Here is a 19,183-nt window from a genome sequence, read left to right on the forward strand (position 1 = left end):
CTTCATGCGGATTACGGAAGGGACCTCGTTTCTGGAGCACCTGCATGAGCAACATAAGCGCCGAAGTCTCTGGGAAACAGAGCAACCTTCGGGCAAAGGGGCCGTTCCAGCGATTGTTGCGCACAATCGGGCCCGGTTTCATCACTGGCGCTTCGGACGACGATCCTTCGGGCATCGGCACCTACAGTCAGGCGGGCGCCCAGCTGGGCTTCAATGTCGGCTGGACCATGGTCTTCACATTTCCGCTCATGGTCGCGATCCAGGAGATAGCAGCGCGAATAGGCCGGACGACAGGTCGAGGTATTTCCGGCAACCTCGCCCGGCACTACCCGTCTCCGCTGATGTATTTTGTAGCCTTGCTTTTGTTCGCCGCCAACGTGATCAACATCGGGGCGGACCTGAGCGCGATGGCTGACGCACTGCGATTGCTGGTGGGCGGCCCAAGCTCGCTCTATGTCGTTGCGTTTGGCGTGGCATGCGTTTTGGCCATCGTCTTTCTCGACTACAGCCGCTACGTGACGGTCCTGAAATGGACAACGCTGAGCCTCTTTGCCTACGTGGTGGCCGCGTTTCTGGCTGATATTCCATGGGCCGAGGCGTTCAAGGGAATCTTTGTTCCTCACGTGGAATGGAGCCGGGCGTTCTTCACGACGCTTCTGGCCATACTCGGCACCACGATTTCTCCCTACCTGTTCTTCTGGCAAGCATCGCAAGAGGTCGAAGAGGAGAAGATCGACCCAAAGGCCAAGCCGCTGAAATGGGCGCCGTGGCAGGCGCCGCGCGCGTTCCAGCGCATTCGCGCCGACACCCTGGTGGGCATGGCCTTTTCGAACCTGATCGCCCTTGCGATCATCGTCACGACGGCCGCCACCCTGCATAAGGCGGGGGTGACCGATATCGCTTCCTCCACCGACGCAGCCAAGGCCCTGGAGCCGGTCGCGGGCAAATTCGCCTTTGTGATTTTTGCGATGGGGATTATCGGCACTGGCCTTCTTGCCGTGCCGGTTCTCGCCGGCTCGGCCGCCTTCGCCGTCGGCGAGGCGCGCCGCTGGCCAGTGGGACTGGAGCGCAAGCCGAAGCAAGCGATGGCATTCTATGCCACCTTGGCCGCCGCCGTAGCGCTGGGAATGGGGATCATGCTGACGCCGATCGATCCCATCAAGGCGCTATACTGGAGCGCCGTCATCAACGGCATATGCGCGGTCCCCGTAATGGTCGTCATGATGCTGATGACCGGGCGTTCCGACATCATGGGCGAATTCCCCGTTGAGGGCTGGCTGCGCTTGCTCGGCTGGCTCGCGACAACAGCAATGGGACTGTCCGTTATCGGCCTCGCGCTGCAATGGATCTTTTGAAATGACGCGATCGGATCAGGCTCCGGTATGATGCTGAGCGCCTGCGGGGAACCAGGACCTTGGGTATCGGCCGGCAGTAGCGTACCGGCACCATCGTCGGTGACGGGCCGCTGAGCATCTTCTCGTCAACGTGCGCTCAGCGCGACCATGCGATCGAGGGCGGCGCCAAGGCCTTTCAGCGACACCGGAAAACTCAGCTTGGTGTCGGCCGCGGTGGTGACGTCGAGTTTCAGCTCGCTGCCCGCCTTGAGCTTCTGCATCAGCGCCCGGTCGATCGGAAACAGCGCCACGCAGCCGTTCGGCAGGCAGGTCCTGAACTTCAACGGCCCGAGGGGCGGCTGGTCGTCGATCTGGGGCGTCACGCCGGGCTCGAATAGGATGCCGAAGGGCAGCAGCAAGGTTCCGATCAGCCCGCCCTTCTGCCCCACGCGGAGTTCCACGGCCAGAAGCCTCTGGCCGTTTTTCTGCGTCTGGTCCTGCGTGACCGTGCAGACCCGGGCATTGTCCTGCATGCCGCAGGCCAGCTGCCAGTCCTGATAGGTTTCCTGGAGCGACGATGCGCCATTTGGAAGCGACGCCTGCTGCTGTTGCGCGAAAACGGCCGGCACCCAAGCTGAGAAGGCAGCCGCGCAGATCACGGCTGCCTTCAGGAAAAGCTGTCTACGAACCAATAAATGCTGCCTTCTCTTGGGTGCCGGGCAAGTGCAGTGCCCCGAAGTTGCGGCTTCCAGGGCCGTGTTTACCGTCACGTACAGACCCATTCGCGGATCTTGCATTGGGTCCCCCCTGCCTCGCAGGCTTGCAGGGCGAGATCCTCCGCTTCCCGGCGGGTTTCGGCTGAGTTGACGCCCCAGGGGGTGAACCGATTCTCCACCTTTTCGGCCACGGCGAGCGCGCCGCAATGCTTGTAGGGGAATCCGGTCCTGTCATCGTCCTTCCAGTGGCGGTGATTGCGGAACACCGTAACGACGTTGCAGGCCTTTCCACCAGCATTCTCGCAATATTTCTGCGCTATGTCCTTCGCTTCCTGCCGTTTGTCGGCGCCCCAGAAGAAGCCGTGTTTGGTATCGGTTTGGGAGTAGGCGATTGCCGCCCAGATGCCTTTCTCCTCCTGCGGTGGCTCGGACGGCTCCGCCAGATCGGCCGAGACGACCTGTCCGCTCCACAGCAAGGCCATGCACAAGACTGTCAACCGTCGCGATTTCATGGTCCGCAATCCTTTCCAGGGCGCCTCGCCCATTCGCCTGACATTCTCACTTGGCCGCCGATGCGATGGAAATCACCACGCATGTGTTGCCCGTCGGCAGCAGAAGGGCTTCGCCCGTGTTGCCACCAAGCTCGTACACTTCGACCTGTCCGAGATGATCCGTGATCTTGCTGCCCTGCGGAAGAACCGACGGAATGTCCGCGCACGGGCTGGCGAATGGCGCCACCCGCACCATCGCCCCCTCGCAGCCCGAAGCGGTTGGCGAAGCGAAGACCACGCCGGCGGCCGGCCCGCTGTAACGATCCGTGGCATAGTCCATGCCGACAAAAGCCTGGACAGCGTGCTTGTCGGCGGCCTGGTCGTTCCACAGGGATTTGACGCTATACTTCGTGCCGGTCGTCAAAAGCTGCCCGAGCACCGGAAAGACGGTCGAGCAGGCCTGCACGCCAGCCTGCTTCACGTGCTGGAGGAAGGGCGAGTCCGGCAGCGCGGGAGCGGCGGCAACCTCGGCCTGTGCGGCCGTCGGACTGCCGACCAGACCGGCGATCGCGGCATAGTTCGCGCCGGCAAAACCGATGCCGATCATGATCAGCCCCAACAGCGACAATCCGACGATGCGCGGCCAACGCCGCGGCGGACTCGACGGTCCTCTTGCGGTCCGGTTCGACGGTCGGGTTGCTGCGCGTAGCGGAGATGAACGGGTCTTGCTGGCTCACGGTGCTGCCTCGGTTATTTGACTGGCGCAAGGGCCTCGGACAGCCCCTTGAGCGTTGCGGTTACGGTAATGGTCTGGCCATCGACGGTCGGATAGGAAATCGCCGGGGTCGCCTTCTGCGCTATCTCCTGGCGCATCAGGGGTCCCACCGGCAGCATGCCGACACAGACCATTTCGTTGCAGCCGTTCAAATGCACGTCGATGGATTCGGCGCGCCCCTCGAACTTCAGCGATACCAGCCCATCGCTCCTGGCGTTTGGGGCGGTGCGCAGGATCATGTAGGGTTTGCCGTCCTGGGTGGCGGCGAGCGACCAGCTGAACGCCATCTTGCCCGCCCCGTCCTCGATCACCTGCGAGACGTTGCAGACCTTCTTGCGCGCCTTGAGGTTCTCGTCGCAGATCAGCGTCCAGTTCTCGAAGGGACGGATGGTGCGCTGGTATTGTCCGAGCTTCACGCCCGGCGGCACCACCACGTCGGACGGCTTGACCCTATAGGGCGAAGCCGCCTGCGCGGCAGCCGGCGCCAGCCCGCCGGCAAGCGCCAAGCAGGTCAGGAATGCCATGGCTAGTCCGGGAAAACCAAACGGGTTTCCCGGATTCGCGCCTGGCCTGTCATGGCCGGTTCGCCTGTTCATTCCCGCCCCGGGTCCCCCCTCAATTCAAGGTGAAGCTCAGCCCGGCGCCGACACCGACATTTCCACCCGCCGCCGTGCCGGACACATTGCCACGGATGCGGCCGTCCTCGCTGGTGTAGCCGGCGCCGAAGGCAAAGGCGCTCGAGTCCCGCCAGAAGCCACCGCCGGCCGCCACGCTCAGCTTGCCCGGACGGTCGTCATAGCGCAGCGAGGCCGCCGCCAGTCCGATTGCCGCCGCCTGCCGTGCTTCGTCCCTGATGCCGCTTATGTCGGAATTGAGCTGGCTGAATTTCTGGTCGGTATAAGTGTTGGCCTGTTGCAACGTCGTGACAGCCACCTGGTCGGTATAGGTCTTGCTCTGAGCCAGGTTCAGGTTCAGCTGGTTGACATTAACCGCGTCGGTGCCGGCAACACCGGGGCCGACATTAGAGATGACGACAGGCGCATTCGGATCGCCGCCCTGCAGCGTGATCTTGTTGGTCTTGGTCGTCGATCCGTCCGGATTGGTGACGGTGTCGTATTGCACGGTGTTTTGGACGGTGCCGCCGATGCCGCCGATCGTTTTGGTCAGGTCTTCGATCGCCGTGTTGGTGGCGTAGAGCTGCGAACCGTTGATGGCGTCGGTGCTGCCGGAGGAAATGCTTCCGGCGGCGACATTGGTGATCGTCCTCTCCGCGCCGGCATCGCCGACGCTGACGGTGCCGACCGGGGCCGTGCCGGCAAAGGCGTAGGTCTTGCCGTTGATTGTGGTGCTGGGAGTGCCGACGGCGGTCTGCGACACCGAGCCGGAGCCGAGCGCCACATCTTTGGTGTTGTTGGCCTTGGCGCCTTGGCCTAGCGCGACCGCGCCCTGCCCGGTAGCCGTCGAGCCATGCCCAGCGGCCAGGCTGTCGGTGCCGCTCGCCACGCTCTCCGGCCCGATCGCCACGGCGTCGGTGCCGCCGGCGATGCTGTCGGCCAGCGTCGAATTGGCGTGGAAGTATTTGATGCCGCCGCCATTGTTGATGGTGGTCAGCGCATTGTTGACGGCGGTGAAGCCGTCATAGACGGTCGAGTAGTTGTTGCCCTGGATATTGTAGGTCGGGCCGGTGATCGAGCCGTCGGGATTGATCGCGGTGCCGCCGCCGAACAGGTTGGTCACGTTCTGCGACACGCCGCGCAGCTGCGAGACGTTGACGCCGTCGGTATCGGCCGAGCCGGCCGCGACATTGGTGAGCTTGCGTTCGGCCCCGGCGGCGCCGAACGACACCTCGCCGGCCGAGGTCTGCGCGGCGGTCAGGGCAAAGGCCGTATAGCCGGCCTGCGCGCCAACCGTCGTGATGGACGAGGCGCCCAGCGCCACGCTGTTGGCGAAGGTGCTTTGCGCGCCAGCGCCGAGTGCCACCGATTGGACGCCCGCCGCGAGAGAATCGGTGCCGAGCGCGATACCGTCGGCCAGCATGACATGGGCGTTCTGGCCGATGGCCGTTCCGCCGGGCGCCGTCTGATCGACGATAGCGCCATTGCCGATCCCAACGCCATTGTCGCCGTTGACGACGGTGGTCGGGCCGACCGCGACCGACTCCGCGCCCACCGCAAGCGAATCGCCCGCCGTCGAATTTGCATGGAAGTATTTGGTCGAGGTGGCCGACACGGCAGCGATGGCGCCGGCGAGCTGGCGCACCGTCACCGCATCCTGATCCTGCGTGCCGTCGGCGACATTGGTGATCTGGCGGTACGAAGTGCTGGTGCCGACCGACACGGCGCCGAGCAGCGTCTTGTCGGTGGTGTTGTACTGGATGAAGTTCGATGGGCCGGCCGCGATCTGCCCGGAAGCGGGAGCGATCGCGCGATCCGAGACCGAACCGGAACCGAGCGCCACGCTGTCGTCGATGCTGGCCAGGGTGCCGCGGCCAAGCGACAGCGCGCTGTCCCCGGTTGCGGTCGCCGCGTAGCCGACGGCGGAGGAGCCGACGCCTTGTGCGAAGGAGTCCGTCTGCGCCAGCCCGGCCTCGTTGGTGCGGGCGTAGCGGATGCCGATGCCATTGGCATCGGTGTAGGCGGTCGAAGTGTCGCCGGCGATGTTGTCGATGATGTTGCCGAGATTGGTCACGCCACTGCCGATATTGGCGATGTCGGTGGTGTTCTGCGTCACCTGCTGGTTGGTGGCGAAGAGCTGCGAGCCGTTGACGGCATCGGTTGAACCGCCGTTCAACTGCCCAGCCGCGACATTCTGGATCTGGCGTTCGGCGCCGGTCGAGCCGACCGAGAAGGCGCCGGCCGGCGAGCCGCCGGCGAAGGCATAGTTGACGCCGCCGATGGTCGCGCCGCCGGTCGCGGTGGTAGCGCCAGACGTCGAATTCAGGCCGATCGCCACATCGCCGGCATTGTTGGCCACCGCATTGGGGCCAACCGCGACGGAATCGGTGCCCAGCGCCTGGGAGTCCGCCAGGGTCGAGTTGGCATGGAAATATTTGATGCCGCCGCCGACATTGATGTTGGTGATGGCGGCACCGATGGCGTCGACGGCCTGGTTGGTTGCGGCGAGCTGCGAGCCGTTGATCGCATCGGTCGAGAGCGCGCTGATCCGCCCCGCGGCGACGTTGGTGAGCGTGCGTTCGGCGCCGGGTGCGCCGACGCTGACCGTCGAAGTTGGGGTGGTGCCCTGGAAGACGTAGGTCGTGCCGTTGATGACCGCATTAGGCGTGCCGACCGCCACCGCGGTCACCGAGCCGGAGCCAAGCGCCACGTCGCCGGAGCTTGCCGCCGCCGTCGCGCCATTGCCTAGCGCGACATTGCCGGCGAGACCGGCGGCGCCCGCCGTCGAGCCGTTGCCAAGCGCCACCGAACCTTGCCCAATGGCCTTGTTGTTGTTGCCGACGGCAACCGCGCCAGCGGCCATGTTGGCGGCGGTGGCGCTCGCCGTGCCGTCGCTGTTGGCGATGTTGTTCGCGCCGCCGGTGAAGGCGCCCGTGCCGCTGGCGTAGCTGGGATCACCGATGGCGACCGCACCGTCACCATAGGCTTCGTTGCCGGCACCGATGGCGACCGCCTTGCCGCCGTCGGCCACCGCGCCCGTGCCGATGGCGACGGAATCGGCGGTGATCGCGCTGGCGGCGGTGCCCATGGCGACCGCGTTTACGTCTTGTGCCACCGCGCCCGCTCCAACTGCCGTCGAGGCTGCCCCTGAAGAGACGGAAGTCGTGCCGATGGCGATGGAATCGTCGCCTGCGGCCGTGACCGAACGGCCGCCCGCGAAGGCACGGGCACCGGTGGCCTTGGCTGCGGAACCCGTGGCGACCGAATAATCGCCGCTGGAGTTGGCACCGGCGCCGGTAGCAACCGAACTGACGCCGCTGGAATTTGCGTTGTTGCCAACGGCGACGCCCGAGGTCGCGGTGCTGGCAACGATTGCGCCCGAGCCTACCGCAACACCACCACCGGCAGCGAGCGCCTGTGCCTGGTTGCCCAAGGCGACGCCGAAGGCTCCCGACGCAACGGTGCTGGAGCCGACGGCGACAGAGTTAATCGCCGATGCAGCGGCTGACTTGCCGAGGGCAGTGGCACTGTCCGCACTGGCGACGGAGGACCAACCTCCTGCAAAGCCATAGGTACCGGTGGCTTGGGCCGCTGTTCCGATCGCAACTGCGTTGTCGGCTCCCCCGTTCGCGTTGATGCCCAGAGAGACCGCTTGAAGCCCGCTGGAGACCGACCCACCGCCAATTGCTGTGCTGTTCACACCTTTGGCAGTGGAGGCCTCACCCAAAGCCAGACCGTTTACCTGGTTCGCGACCGCGCCCTGGCCCAAGGCGATTGCATTAACGGCGCTGGCTTTGGCGAGGTACCCCATGGATACGGCCCCCGTCGCCGAGGCGGCCGCTCCGTTGCCAATCGCTGTGGACTGATTGGCCGACGCCGTGGCAGATGTGCCGAAGGCGCTGGCTCCGGTCGCCGTTGCAGACGCGCTCGAACCTACGGCGGCGGACCATGCCCCCGTCGAGGCTGCGGCTGTGCCGAGCGCAACGGCCTCGAACGTGAAGCCGACAGGAGCGGTGCCGCTCGCATTTGCATTCGTGCCAATGGCAACGGGAGAACCGCCGCCAGTTCCGGCGTTTGCCTTGGCGCCGACCCCCATGGCTATGGCCGCACCATTTGAAGATGAAGCGTTGGACGACAACCCAATCGCCACCGAGGCCCCACCCGAAGCGCTGGCCGTTGAACCGAGAGCGACGGCGTTCGCGCCGTTTGCGGTGCTGTTGACACCAAAGGCTGACGCTCCGTCCACCAGCGCGCGGGCGTTCCCGCCCACCGCGAGCGCGTTGACACCGGTCGCGTTCGCGAAGACACCGATGCCTATGGCGTTGAGGCCATTGACACCCATCGAATAGCCGATCGCGATCGAAGCATCGCCGGTAGCGGTGATAGCGGTGCCCAACGCCACGCCGTTGTTGCCATTCACGTGGGCGTTAGAACCTATGGCGGTTGAGGCGGCGCCGGGAGCGGTGCTAGCGCAACCGATAGCAATGCTTTGCCCCCCTCCGGAGGGAGTCGTGCAGTTCGCGACGTTGGTCACAACACCGTTGCCAATGGCGACCTGCGCGAAAGCTGATTGCGGGATCATGATCCCCACCACGGCAATCTGCACCCCGAGCATCCCGCCGACGCCCAGCGTTCCCAGCCCCAGGCGCTTGCGCCGCATGCCGAGCACGCAATGGGCCATCCGCAGCACCGCCATCAGGCGGCGGCGAGCCGAGCGAGAGCGGGGATCGGCGTTCGCGATCCACTGACTGGCGAAGTGCGCCGCGCGATGCCGAACAGGAAGCGAGCCGCTCGAAATGCGATTGTCGGTCATGGGTCCCTCCGCTGGCCGGCACGAAAATCAATTCCAATGCCATCAGAAAGACATGATTCCTCTCAGCCGTATTTCACGAAATTGCTGCCTTGTCAGCAAAGAGCCGAGCAACCCGGGGGAGGTTAACGGCTAGTTACTTTAGCTGATGCTTTAAAACAAAGTAATCAAGAAGAGATGTGAGCCACGCCTCATCTAATGTTGGCGTTAAGCTTCCGCACCCGCGCCTGCAATGGGGTCACCTGCCGGTATTTCTTCATCACGGTGGTAAAATGGCTCTGGCTTGAAAATCCGCTGGAGTGAGCGATGTCGGCGATCGTCATACGGCTGTCGGCAAGCAGCCTTTCGGCGAGGTCCAGCCGCAGGTCGAGAATGTATTGATGCGGCGGCACACCGAAGGTCCTGGCAAACGCCCGCACGAAATGAGAGGGCGAAAGCCCGCACACCGAAGCCATCTCGGCAAGCGCCAGCTTGCGGGTGAAGTTCTCGTGCAGGAAATCCTGCACCTTGCGTGCGGCCCGGGGAGAAAGCCCGCCTTTTGCAGTGAGCGCCGGCTGCCGTGCCGCATTGATTCGGGTAACCGACCCGGGGAAACCATCATCGCCCGGCATTCTTCGGCCTCCTGATAAGTCCCAGACAAAGTTCAACCCGAGGCCTCCCTGCCCGTTCCCCCCAAAAACAATTCGTGATTGCCCGATGCGGGCCTGCGTCTTCGTTGGGCCCGTTTCTGTGATCGGTCCGTCCGGACGGCGAACGATGCGCAGGCTGCATGGGCGCAAGCACGATTCCTACCGAGTATTCCTTGGCAAGGAATGTCTGGGAGCCGAGCCCGCGAACGGAACAAATCACGTTTTCTTGCGCTGTGGCCCTGAGCGGACCTGCACTTTCAGGAATGATGTTTAGGACGTATCGAGTTGTCCGCTCTCGATCGATGCCTCGGAAAACGCCGCTTTCCCGTGCCTCGTCCGCATTTTTCATTCGCACTGCCTCAGCCGTCTCGACGACGCCTCAAATCCTCTTTCCCGGCCCGGAGACAGCGTAACGCAGCCACCTTCGCTTGGGAAGAAGTTCCACGCGCAAAGAAAAACCTTTATTCGAGACAAGAAAGAAAGAATGGCGATGAATGGGAGTTGACGAGCGTTTCATTTTCGCTCGGCGCAAGGTTTTCGCCATCCAGGAGTTCGCCAATCGGGTGCTGACACGCCCGGTCGAGCGCGATTCTGTATTCTCGTCAACCAGTGATGGCAAGTGCCTGGCGCAGCCTGCGATGATCCATAGCTTGCCGGCGAAGTCGAGCATGGGAGCCGCCGCTCGGAGCCGGTGATGGCAGCCATGGCTACAGATCACCGCGCGGGTTCTCGTACAGATCCCAGGCGAGTTCCACGAAAGCCAGAAGAACATCGTCCCGGTTCCAGCCGGCCGCCACCGCAGCCTGGACAATCTCATTGACGAGAGGCAGCAACTGGTCCTGGCAATCGGCCGGCGCATCGCCGTCGCCCACTGGTGGACCCTCGAAGTTGAACGTCATCATTCGGCGCCCCCCTCGCCAGCAATCGAAGTGTTACATCGCTAATTTCATTCCCTCTGATATACAATGGATGCGGCACCAAAGTACAGGAAGCCCTCGAGGACCAAAGCAGCACGGGACGACGCCGGATCGCACCGGCTCTATGCTTTCCCGCGCGGTCGGGCTGGGCTCTCTCAGGTGGGATTTATCGCGGATTGATCGAGCCAACGGCTCAATCCTGAAACGAACGTTCCCACCAGCGGAAGAGCCACGCTTGGCGGCTCTCGCGATCAGCGGCGGCCTGCCCTGCGCCGCCTCGTGACGGTTGGTTACGGTCCGGTGCCGTCGCCGATGCTTTTCGATCAACCGCCAAACCGCGGTTCGGCGATGCCCTCGATGTCAAGACCGGTGATCGCGAACAGGCTGCCGCGCAGGACGCCGTCGCCCGGAAAGCGCGGCATCGCGCAGCTTGGCCGGCACCTGGCGGCCACTCGAACAGGCCAACGCGGCGGGAGACGTCAAATCCCACCCGCGCGCCAACTACGCCTTTCATTTCTCCATCTATCGGGCGGCGGGCTCCGAGAACATCTCAAATAGCCGTGCGCCGGCCGTTCTCGCGCTTGCAGAGACGTGGATTTGGCCGGCTGCATTGCCTTCCGCGGGCGCTCGCTGGATAGTCCCGGCAATGTTCGAGACCCTGGCGATTCACTGGCCCCAAATACTGGCGATCATCTCGGTGGTGATGGCGACCATCGGCATTGCCCATGCTGTCATGACCAAGGAGGACGTCCGCGCCGCCACCGGCTGGGTCGGCATCATGGTGCTGTCGCCGATCGTCGGCGTGCTGATCTATGCCGTGGCCGGCATCAATCGCATCCGCCGCGCCACGATCAGCGCCCAGCGCCCGCTCGCCGATGGGCTGGTGTCGGCCAAGCATGAGCGCGACGTCGCCCTTGAAGAGGCGTTGATCATCGAGCGCTATGGACAGCGGTTCACCGGCCTTAGGACGCTGGGCGACAGGGTGGCGCGGCGGACGCTCAACCCGGGAAATGCAATCGAGGTGCTGGAAAGCGGCGGCGAGGCCTATCCGGCGATGTGCGCGGCGATCGATGGGGCCGAGCGCAGCGTTCTGCTCGAGACCTATATTTTCGACAACGACGCCGTCGGCCTGCTTTTCGTCGAAGCGCTGGCCGGCGCTGTCCAGCGCGGCGTCACAGTCCGTGTGCTGATCGACGCCGTTGGCGCCCGCTACTCCGTCCCCAGCATCCTGGGCCACCTTCGCCGCGCCAACATCACGGCGGACGTCTTCAACGGCAACATCGTCATGGGCCTGCGCTTGCCCTATGCCAACCTGCGGACCCACCGCAAGATCCTGGTGGTCGACGGCACCGTTGCCTTTACCGGCGGCATGAACATCCGCAAGGGTTTTTCGGCGGAGTTCGCCGGGTCGAAAAGCGCCAGGGATACGCATTTCCAGGTCACCGGCCCCGTTGTCGCCGATCTCTTCTCGGTAGCCGCTGAAGACTGGCGCTTTGCCACCAAAGAGGCGCTGAAGGGCGATACCTGGCGGATCACACCGGTTTCGCCACCCGCCGGCCAGCCGATGCTGGTGCGTGCGGTCGCGTCCGGACCGGATGCAAGCAACGAAACCAACCACAAACTGCTGATCGGCGCCTTCTCGGTCGCGCGCAAGTCGATACGGCTGATGTCGCCCTATTTCCTGCCGGACCGGGAACTGATCAGTGCCTTGATCACCGCGGCTAGGCGCGGCGTCGAGATCGATGTCGTGGTGCCGGCGGTGAACAACCTCTTCCTTGTCGACCGCGCCATGACCGCGCAATTCGACCAGATCCTGAAGAATTATTGCCGCATATGGCGCACGGAAGGGCCCTTCGACCATTCCAAGCTGCTTGCGATCGACGGCGTGTGGGCCTTTGTGGGGTCCTCCAACCTCGACGCCCGCTCGCTGCGGCTCAACTTCGAGATCGATCTTGAGGTCCTCGACGCCGGTTTTGCCACCGAGATCGAGACCCGGATCGGATCGGCGATCGAAACGGCGGTCCCAGTCACGCTGGCCTCCTTGCGGGCGCGTCCCTTCATCATCCGGCTTTTCGATCGCATGCTCTGGCTGGGATCGCCCTATCTCTAGGAAAACCATTTCTGGGAAAAAATCTGTCTTTAAGAAAACGACGTGTTTACCGGATAGCGTGTCGCCAACCATGGAACATCGGCCGAAAGACTCTATTTCTAGGTGCATGGTGAGAACAGCAAGGACGATCGGCGCGCGATGCGAATGAACGGGCGCAGCCTGCCGGCCAACATGCTCCTGTCCATTCGCGACCGGCGGATGCGCAGGGCCAACGCCTTCTCGGCGAAGAAGGACGGCGTCACCGGGACGCTAGTCGCCTCCTACAACGTCCACAAATGCATCGGCGTCGACCGCAAGTTCGATCCCGACCGCACCAGCCGCGTCATCCGCGAGATCGCCCCCGACGTCATCGCCCTGCAGGAGGCCGACAATCGTTTCGGCGACCGTGACGGGCTTCTCGACCTGCACCGTCTCGAACTCGAAACCGGCCTCGTGCCGGTGCCCATTTCCGCAACGGGCAAAGGCCATGGCTGGCACGGCAATGTCCTGCTGTTCAAAAGGGGCGTCGTTCGCGACGTGCATCAGATCAGGCTCCCGGGTCTCGAACCGCGCGGCGCGGTGGTCGCGGAAATCGATCTCGACGGAAATCAGTCCTTGCGCATCATCGCGGCCCATCTGGGCCTGCTGCGCCGCTCCCGCTCGCAGCAGGCCCAGGTCGTGCTGGATATCATGAACAGTCCCGACGAGAAGCCGACGCTCCTGCTCGGCGACCTGAACGAATGGCGGCTCGGCAACCGCTCCGCGCTGAATACGCTGCACGCGAGCTTCGGCCCGCAGCCACCTGCGGTCCCTACCTTTCCCTCCAATTTGCCGCTGCTGGCGCTCGACCGGATCATGGCCAACCGGCACGGCATGATCGCGACCGTCGAGGCGCATGACACACCGCTGTCGCGCGTGGCCTCCGACCATCTGCCGCTGACCGCCTTCGTCCACTTGTAGTATGTGACCGATAACGGCTTGATGTCGCCAGCGTCGCAAAGCGTGTGGATGTGAGCGGAACACCCGGTTCTTCCGCGAGTTTATGTGTGTTGAACAACCAGGAGGATGGAATGAAAAAGTTGATTTTGGCTTCGGTGCTGGCGTTTGCCGCGACCGCCGCGGCGATTGCGCCCACGCAGGCCGCCAGTGTGACTATCCAGTCCGACGACGGCAACCAATATTCCTCGGACGACGATTCGGGAATTATCGTGCGCCGTCATCACGAGCGCCGCTATGACAACGAGTATGATGGCGACCAGAGCGTTCAGTATGACGGTGAATACCGGCGTCACCACCGCTATCACCGCTATCACCGCTGCCACATCGAGACGGTCGTGCATTGGCGCCACCACCACAGGGTGGTGGAAGACGTTCGCGTCTGCGGCTGATCGGCGTCTCCTGCCAGGCTATACTTTTCGCCGCTAGGCATTCTGGCATAGCCCCCGACCTTCTAAGGTCGGTGGCTATGCTGCATTGCACAAATTTGCGGCCTTGCTCATAATGCGGGCATGGTCCGAACTTCCCTCGCCGTCCTGGTGATCGACGAAAACCGCATCCGCGCTTCGATAATCGAAGCCGGATTGCGCGAGGCCGGCCATGAGCGGGTCACCGTCATCCATGACGTCTCGGGCATTGCGCGCCGCATTGCCGAGATCGAACCCGACGTCATCGTCATCGACCTTGGAAATCCCAACCGCGACATGCTGGAAAACATGTTCCAGCTGTCGCGGGCCGTAAAGCGCCCGATCGCCATGTTCGTCGACCGCTCGGACCAGGCCTCGATCGAGGCCGCGGTCGATGCCGGCGTTTCGGCCTATGTCGTCGACGGGTTGAGGCAGGAGCGCGTCAAGCCGATCCTCGACATGGCGGTGAGCCGCTTCAACGCTTTCTCGCGAATGGCACGTGAACTGGAAGAGGCGCGCAGCGAACTCGAGAGCCGCAAGGTGATCGACCGCGCCAAGGGCATCTTGATGAAGTCGCGCGGCCTGACCGAAGAGGCCGCCTACACGCTGCTGCGCAAGACCGCGATGAACCAGAATCGCAAGATCGGCGACATTGCCCAAAGCCTGGTGACTGCCGCCGGGCTTCTCGGACCGGCGGAGGACGAATGAGCATGGGCGCCGAGCACCAGATCACCGCCGGCTTCATGCCGCTTTTCGATAGCGCCGTGCTGGTCGCGGCCGGCGAACTGGGCTTTGCCGCGCGCGAAGGCATCGATCTCACCCTGCACCGCGAGACCTCCTGGGCCAACATCCGCGACCGCATCGCCATCGGCCATTTCGACCTCGCTCACATGCTCGGACCGATGCCGCTCGCCTGTAATCTGGGCCTCACCCCCCTCGCCTCCGAGACCATCGTGCCCTTTTCGCTGGGGCTCGGCGGCAACTGCGTGACCGTCTCCAAGGCCGTCTGGACCGGCATGGCGGCGCACGGTGCCGTACCCGATCTCGATCCGGCCCGTGCCGGCGCGGCACTTGGCGCCTTCATCCGCGAGCGGGCCGACGCGGGCCGCGACCCACTGCGTTTTGCCGTCGTGCATCCGCATTCCGGGCACAATTACGAACTGCGCTACTGGCTTGCTGCCTGCGGCGTCGATCCATCGCGCGAGATCGACATCGTCATCGTGCCGCCGCCGTTCATGGCCGACGCGCTGGCCGCCGGCCGGATCGACGGCTATTGCGTCGGCGAGCCCTGGAACAGCGCCGCGGTGGCGGCCGGCACCGGCCATATCGTCACCGTCAAGGCGCAGATATGGCGAAATAGTCCGGAGAAGGTGATTGGCGTGCGCAAGGCTTGGGCCGAGCAGGTCCCCGAGGCGCTGGCGGCCCTCTTGCGCGCATTGCATCACTCGGCGCGCTGGTGCCAGGATCCGGCGAACCGCGACGAATTGGCCGCGGTGATGGCGCAGCGTGGCTTCCTTGGGCTGCCACCGGCCGTGCAGATGCCGATCCTGACCGGCCATCTTCGGCTGGGCGGCGGGGCGGAGCTGGACATCGACGATTTCTTCGTGCCGTTCGATAAGGCCGCGAACTTTCCCTGGAAAAGCCATTCGCTATGGTTCTACACGCAGATGGTCCGCTGGGGCCACGTCGCGCACACGCCCGACAATCTCGCCATTGCACGCGACTGCTACCGGCCGGATCTCTACCGCTCGGCACTGAAGCCACTCGGGGTGGCGCTGCCCGGCGCCAATGCCAAGGTCGAGGGCGCACTCAAGGCCGCGACCGCGGTAGGCGCGACAGGAGCCGGCCTCATGCTCGGACCGGACGGCTTCTTCGATGGCCAGATCTTCGATCCAGACGAGATCGACGCCTATATCGAGGGGCAAAAATCAGCTCTCGGGGAAGCCTGATCATTTCAGCGCCATGCTTGTGCATTGCACAAAAATTATGCGCCCGGAAGGTGAGCTGACCAATGTTTGACCTCAATCGCCACGGATGGGGTCGCCGCATAATGCTCCGATCATCTTGAATCCGTTTGGAATTTTCTTCCAGAGGTAAACTGGCACATTTCCTGCTTTGAAATAAACAAAGCCCTTCACGGGCAACTGAACAGGCGTCCAATGGCGGGCGCTACAGGCAAAGCTGCCGCTCAGGTCACTGCGCAATCCCAGGGATGCGCGAAGGCCTGGACGGCGGCTTTTTTGTTTTTGGCCGAACACGCAATCGACGGCGCTTCCAAGGCGCCCAACCGGAGACGACGATGACGAAACGGATCGGAACTGGCACGTCCCTCAAGGATTTCACCCGCCGCGATTTTCTGGCCAGCAGCGCGCTGACGGCGGGACTGTTCCTCGCCGCGAAGACATTGTTTCCCGCTGGCGCTCATGCCGAAGGGAAGGGCCCCGAAGTAACCGGCGCCAAGCTCGGCTTCATTGCGCTGACCGATGCCGCGCCCCTGATCATCGCCAAGGAGAAAGGCCTGTTCGCGAAATTCGGCATGCCTGATGTCGAGGTCCTCAAACAGGCCTCGTGGGGCGCGACGCGGGACAATCTGATGCTCGGCGGCGAAGCCAACGGCATCGACGGCGCCCACATCCTGACGCCGATGCCTTACCTCATGCACACCGGCAAGGTGACGCAGAACAACCAGCCGCTTCCGATGGCGATCGTCGCCCGTCTCAACTACGACTGCCAGGGCATTTCGGTCGCCCAGGAATATGCCGCCACCGGCGTCGGCCTCGATGCCGCCAAGCTGAAGGACGCCTTTGCCGCCAAGAAGGCCGAAGGCAAGGAGGTCAAGGCCGCCATGACCTTCCCGGGCGGCACCCATGATCTGTGGCTGCGCTACTGGCTGGCGGCCGGCGGCATCAACCCGGACAAGGACGTCTCGACCATCGTCGTGCCGCCGCCGCAGATGGTGGCCAACATGAAGGTGGGCAATATGGACGTGTTCTGCGTCGGCGAGCCGTGGAACGAACAGCTTGTCCATCAGGGCGTCGGCTTCACCGCCGCCACGACCGGCGAACTCTGGAAGGGCCATCCGGAAAAGGCGCTCGGCCTGCGCGCCGCCTTCATCGAAAAATACCCCAACGCCACCAAGGCGATCGTCATGGCGGTGATGGCGGCACAGCAATGGTGCGACACCAAGGAAAACAAGGACGAGATGGCCACCATCATCGGCAAGCGTCAATGGATGAATGTGCCCGTCGCCGACATCATCGGCCGTCTCAAGGGTGACATCAACTACGGCAATGGCCGGGTCGCCACCGCCACCGACCTCTACATGAAATTCTGGAAGGGCGGCGCCTCCTACCCGTTCAAGAGCCACGACAGCTGGTTCCTCGCCGAAAACATCCGCTGGGGCAAGTTCGCGCCGACTACCGACATCAAGGCGCTGGTCGACCAGGTCAACCGCGAGGATATCTGGCGCGAGGCGGCCAAGGAGCTCGGTGTCGCCGCGAGCGACATCCCAGCCTCGTCCTCGCGCGGCGTCGAGACCTTCTTCGATGGCAAGACTTTCGATCCGGCCAACCCCTCGGCCTATCTCGACAGCCTGACCATCAAGGCATCGGCTTAGTCAGGCCGTTTGTACCCAACGCAAACGGCGCCAGCGCCGTTCGTCGCTCAGTACCGCACCAGCACGCCACGGAGTATCCTAAGGACATGTCCATCCAAGCCGTCGAGGACACCAAGGTGAAAGCATTCCCGGCCAAGCCAGCCGAGGTGGTCGCCTTCACCGCCAAAGCGCGGCGCCGTATCGATCCGGTGGGGGTCGCCACCAAGGTGGCCAGCGCTCTCGTCCCGCCCGCCATCGTCATGGCCCTTCTGCTTGTCGTCTGGCAGGTCGCCTGCTCGTCGCCGACGGCAAGCCTGCCGCCGCCGAGCCAGGTGTGGAACGAGGCCTATGACCTGATCGCGCATCCATTCTTCGACAACGGCCCGCAGGATATCGGTCTTGCCTGGCGCGTGCTGATCTCGCTGCAGCGCGTCGCTATCGGCTTCGGCATGGCGGCGGTCGTCGGTGTGGCGCTCGGCGCGCTGGTCGGCCAGTCGATCTGGGCGATGCGCGGCCTCGATCCAGTCTTCCAGATCCTGCGAACCGTGCCGCCGCTCGCCTGGCTGCCGCTGTCGCTCGCCGCCTTCCGCGACTCCAACCCGTCGGCTCTGTTCGTGATCTTCATCACTTCGATCTGGCCGGTCATCATCAACACCGCCGTCGGCGTGCGCAACATCCCGCAGGACTATCGCAATGTCGCCCGTATCCTGCGGCTGAACCAGCTCGAATTCTTCATCAAGATCATGGTGCCGGCCGCTGCGCCTTACATCTTCACCGGCCTGCGCATCGGCATCGGCCTGTCCTGGCTCGCCATCGTCGCGGCCGAGATGCTGACCGGCGGCGTCGGCATCGGCTTCTTCATCTGGGACGCGTGGAATTCGTCACGGCTGCCCGACATCATCGTCGCGCTCGCCTATATCGGCGTCACCGGTTTCTGCCTCGACCGCCTGGTCGCGGCTGTCGGCGCCTTTGTCACCCGCGGCACGACGGCAAAGTGAGGAGAGCGCCATGACCGCCTATCTCAAGCTCGACCATATCGACAAATACTTCGCTCGTGGCAGCCAGGTCAGCGATGTGCTGAGGGACATCCGACTGACCATCGACAAGGGCGAATTCGTCTCCATCATCGGCCATTCCGGTTGCGGCAAGTCGACCTTGCTCAACCTGATCGCCGGCCTGACCAAGGTTTCCGCCGGCGCGGTGTTGCTGGAGGACAAGGAGGTCGACAGCCCCGGCCCCGAGCGCGCCGTGGTGTTCCAGAACCACTCGCTGCTGCCGTGGCTGACCGTCTACGAGAACATCAATTTGGCGGTGTCGAAAGTCTTCGGCCGCTCGAAGAGCAAGGCCGAGCGGCATGACTGGATCATGCGCAATCTCGACCTCGTGCAGATGGCGCATGCGAGCGACAAGCGGCCGGCGGAAATCTCCGGCGGCATGAAACAGCGCGTCGGTATTGCTCGCGCGCTCGCCATGGAACCCAAGATCCTGCTGCTCGACGAGCCGTTCGGCGCGCTCGACGCCTTGACCCGCGCCCATCTGCAGGATGCGGTGATGGACATCCATTCCAGGCTGGGTTCGACGACGATCATGATCACCCATGACGTCGACGAGGCGGTACTGCTGTCCGACCGCATCGTCATGATGACCAACGGCCCGGCGGCGACCATCGGCGAGGTGCTGCCGGTGCCTCTGGCGCGGCCGCGCCGACGCATCGAACTTGCCTCCGACCGGACTTTCCTGCGTTGCCGCGAGGCGGTGCTGAAGTTCCTCTACGAACGCCACCGCTTCGTCGAAGCCGCGGAGTAACCCC

18 protein-coding genes are annotated in these 19,183 nt (G+C 63.9%); 9 read left to right on the plus strand and 9 right to left on the minus strand.

All coding sequences use genetic code 11. The features are described from left to right. The first annotated feature begins 44 nt into the window (after positions 1–44). Positions 45–1,355, plus strand: a complete 1,311-nt coding sequence (locus tag ACVWWD_RS01970; RefSeq protein WP_023770395.1) for an Nramp family divalent metal transporter — start codon at positions 45–47, stop codon at positions 1,353–1,355. A gap of 125 nt (positions 1,356–1,480) precedes the next feature. Here ACVWWD_RS01970 and ACVWWD_RS01975 read toward each other — a convergent pair whose 3' ends face one another. The 8 genes from ACVWWD_RS01975 to ACVWWD_RS02010 all read right to left on the minus strand — a co-directional run bounded on the left by ACVWWD_RS01975 (position 1,481) and on the right by ACVWWD_RS02010 (position 10,271). Next, a complete protein-coding gene (locus ACVWWD_RS01975; protein ID WP_023781353.1) occupies positions 1,481–2,026 on the minus strand; it encodes an invasion associated locus B family protein in 546 nt (181 codons plus the stop codon). A gap of 74 nt (positions 2,027–2,100) precedes the next feature. Then, positions 2,101–2,562 carry a DUF4189 domain-containing protein gene (locus ACVWWD_RS01980; protein ID WP_023781352.1) on the minus strand — a complete coding sequence of 154 codons (462 nt, stop codon included), beginning with the start codon at positions 2,560–2,562 and terminating at the stop codon, positions 2,101–2,103. Positions 2,563–2,608: 46 nt separating this feature from the next. Beyond that, entirely contained in the window at positions 2,609–3,148 is a 540-nt protein-coding gene (locus ACVWWD_RS01985) for a hypothetical protein (protein ID WP_457102888.1), read from the minus strand. A gap of 143 nt (positions 3,149–3,291) precedes the next feature. Further along, the gene (locus ACVWWD_RS01990; protein ID WP_023770399.1) at positions 3,292–3,840 is read right to left on the minus strand and encodes an invasion associated locus B family protein; all 549 of its coding nucleotides are present in this window, start codon (positions 3,838–3,840) and stop codon (positions 3,292–3,294) included. A 91-nt stretch (positions 3,841–3,931) separates the two neighbouring features. After that, positions 3,932–8,743, minus strand: a complete 4,812-nt coding sequence (locus ACVWWD_RS01995; RefSeq protein ID WP_352547746.1) for a YadA-like family protein — start codon at positions 8,741–8,743, stop codon at positions 3,932–3,934. 188 nt (positions 8,744–8,931) lie between these two features. Continuing rightward, a complete protein-coding gene (locus tag ACVWWD_RS02000) occupies positions 8,932–9,351 on the minus strand; it encodes a helix-turn-helix transcriptional regulator (RefSeq protein ID WP_023781349.1) in 420 nt (139 codons plus the stop codon). 397 nt (positions 9,352–9,748) lie between these two features. Further along, a complete protein-coding gene (locus ACVWWD_RS02005) occupies positions 9,749–10,039 on the minus strand; it encodes a hypothetical protein (RefSeq protein WP_156939344.1) in 291 nt (96 codons plus the stop codon). 37 nt (positions 10,040–10,076) lie between these two features. Further along, positions 10,077–10,271, minus strand: a complete 195-nt coding sequence (locus tag ACVWWD_RS02010; RefSeq protein WP_023770403.1) for a hypothetical protein — start codon at positions 10,269–10,271, stop codon at positions 10,077–10,079. Positions 10,272–10,932: 661 nt separating this feature from the next. On the opposite strand from ACVWWD_RS02010, the gene ACVWWD_RS02015 reads away from it, so the two are divergent. The 5 genes from ACVWWD_RS02015 (at position 10,933) to ACVWWD_RS02035 (ending at position 15,727) form a co-directional block, all read left to right on the plus strand. Beyond that, positions 10,933–12,396, plus strand: coding sequence for a phospholipase D-like domain-containing protein (locus ACVWWD_RS02015; RefSeq protein ID WP_023770405.1), 1,464 nt, complete (start codon positions 10,933–10,935; stop codon positions 12,394–12,396). Between the two features lie 138 nt (positions 12,397–12,534). Then, entirely contained in the window at positions 12,535–13,335 is an 801-nt protein-coding gene (locus ACVWWD_RS02020) for an endonuclease/exonuclease/phosphatase family protein (RefSeq protein WP_023770406.1), read from the plus strand. A 110-nt stretch (positions 13,336–13,445) separates the two neighbouring features. Next, positions 13,446–13,763 (plus strand): hypothetical protein, encoded by a 318-nt coding sequence (locus ACVWWD_RS02025; RefSeq protein WP_352547749.1) that lies wholly within the window; start codon positions 13,446–13,448, stop codon positions 13,761–13,763. 120 nt (positions 13,764–13,883) lie between these two features. Beyond that, positions 13,884–14,486 carry an ANTAR domain-containing response regulator gene (locus tag ACVWWD_RS02030; protein ID WP_023770408.1) on the plus strand — a complete coding sequence of 201 codons (603 nt, stop codon included), beginning with the start codon at positions 13,884–13,886 and terminating at the stop codon, positions 14,484–14,486. Between the two features lie 2 nt (positions 14,487–14,488). Next, entirely contained in the window at positions 14,489–15,727 is a 1,239-nt protein-coding gene (locus ACVWWD_RS02035; protein WP_457103611.1) for a CmpA/NrtA family ABC transporter substrate-binding protein, read from the plus strand. Between the two features lie 72 nt (positions 15,728–15,799). On the opposite strand, the gene ACVWWD_RS02040 is transcribed toward ACVWWD_RS02035, so the two are convergent. Further along, on the minus strand, positions 15,800–16,036 hold the full coding sequence (locus tag ACVWWD_RS02040; protein ID WP_352547751.1) for a hypothetical protein: 237 nt from the start codon (positions 16,034–16,036) through the stop codon (positions 15,800–15,802). A gap of 41 nt (positions 16,037–16,077) precedes the next feature. Between ACVWWD_RS02040 and ACVWWD_RS02045 the strand changes: the two genes are divergently transcribed. From ACVWWD_RS02045 to ACVWWD_RS02055, 3 genes are all read left to right on the plus strand, one after another. After that, the gene (locus ACVWWD_RS02045; protein ID WP_352547752.1) at positions 16,078–17,394 is read left to right on the plus strand and encodes a CmpA/NrtA family ABC transporter substrate-binding protein; all 1,317 of its coding nucleotides are present in this window, start codon (positions 16,078–16,080) and stop codon (positions 17,392–17,394) included. Between the two features lie 86 nt (positions 17,395–17,480). Next, positions 17,481–18,371 (plus strand): nitrate ABC transporter permease, encoded by an 891-nt coding sequence (gene ntrB / locus ACVWWD_RS02050; RefSeq protein ID WP_352547753.1) that lies wholly within the window; start codon positions 17,481–17,483, stop codon positions 18,369–18,371. A gap of 10 nt (positions 18,372–18,381) precedes the next feature. Next, positions 18,382–19,179: an ABC transporter ATP-binding protein gene (locus ACVWWD_RS02055; protein ID WP_023770412.1), complete on the plus strand. Its 798-nt coding sequence runs from the start codon at positions 18,382–18,384 to the stop codon at positions 19,177–19,179. The last annotated feature ends 4 nt before the right edge of the window (positions 19,180–19,183 follow it).

The organism is Mesorhizobium sp. URHB0026 (assembly GCF_054059755.1).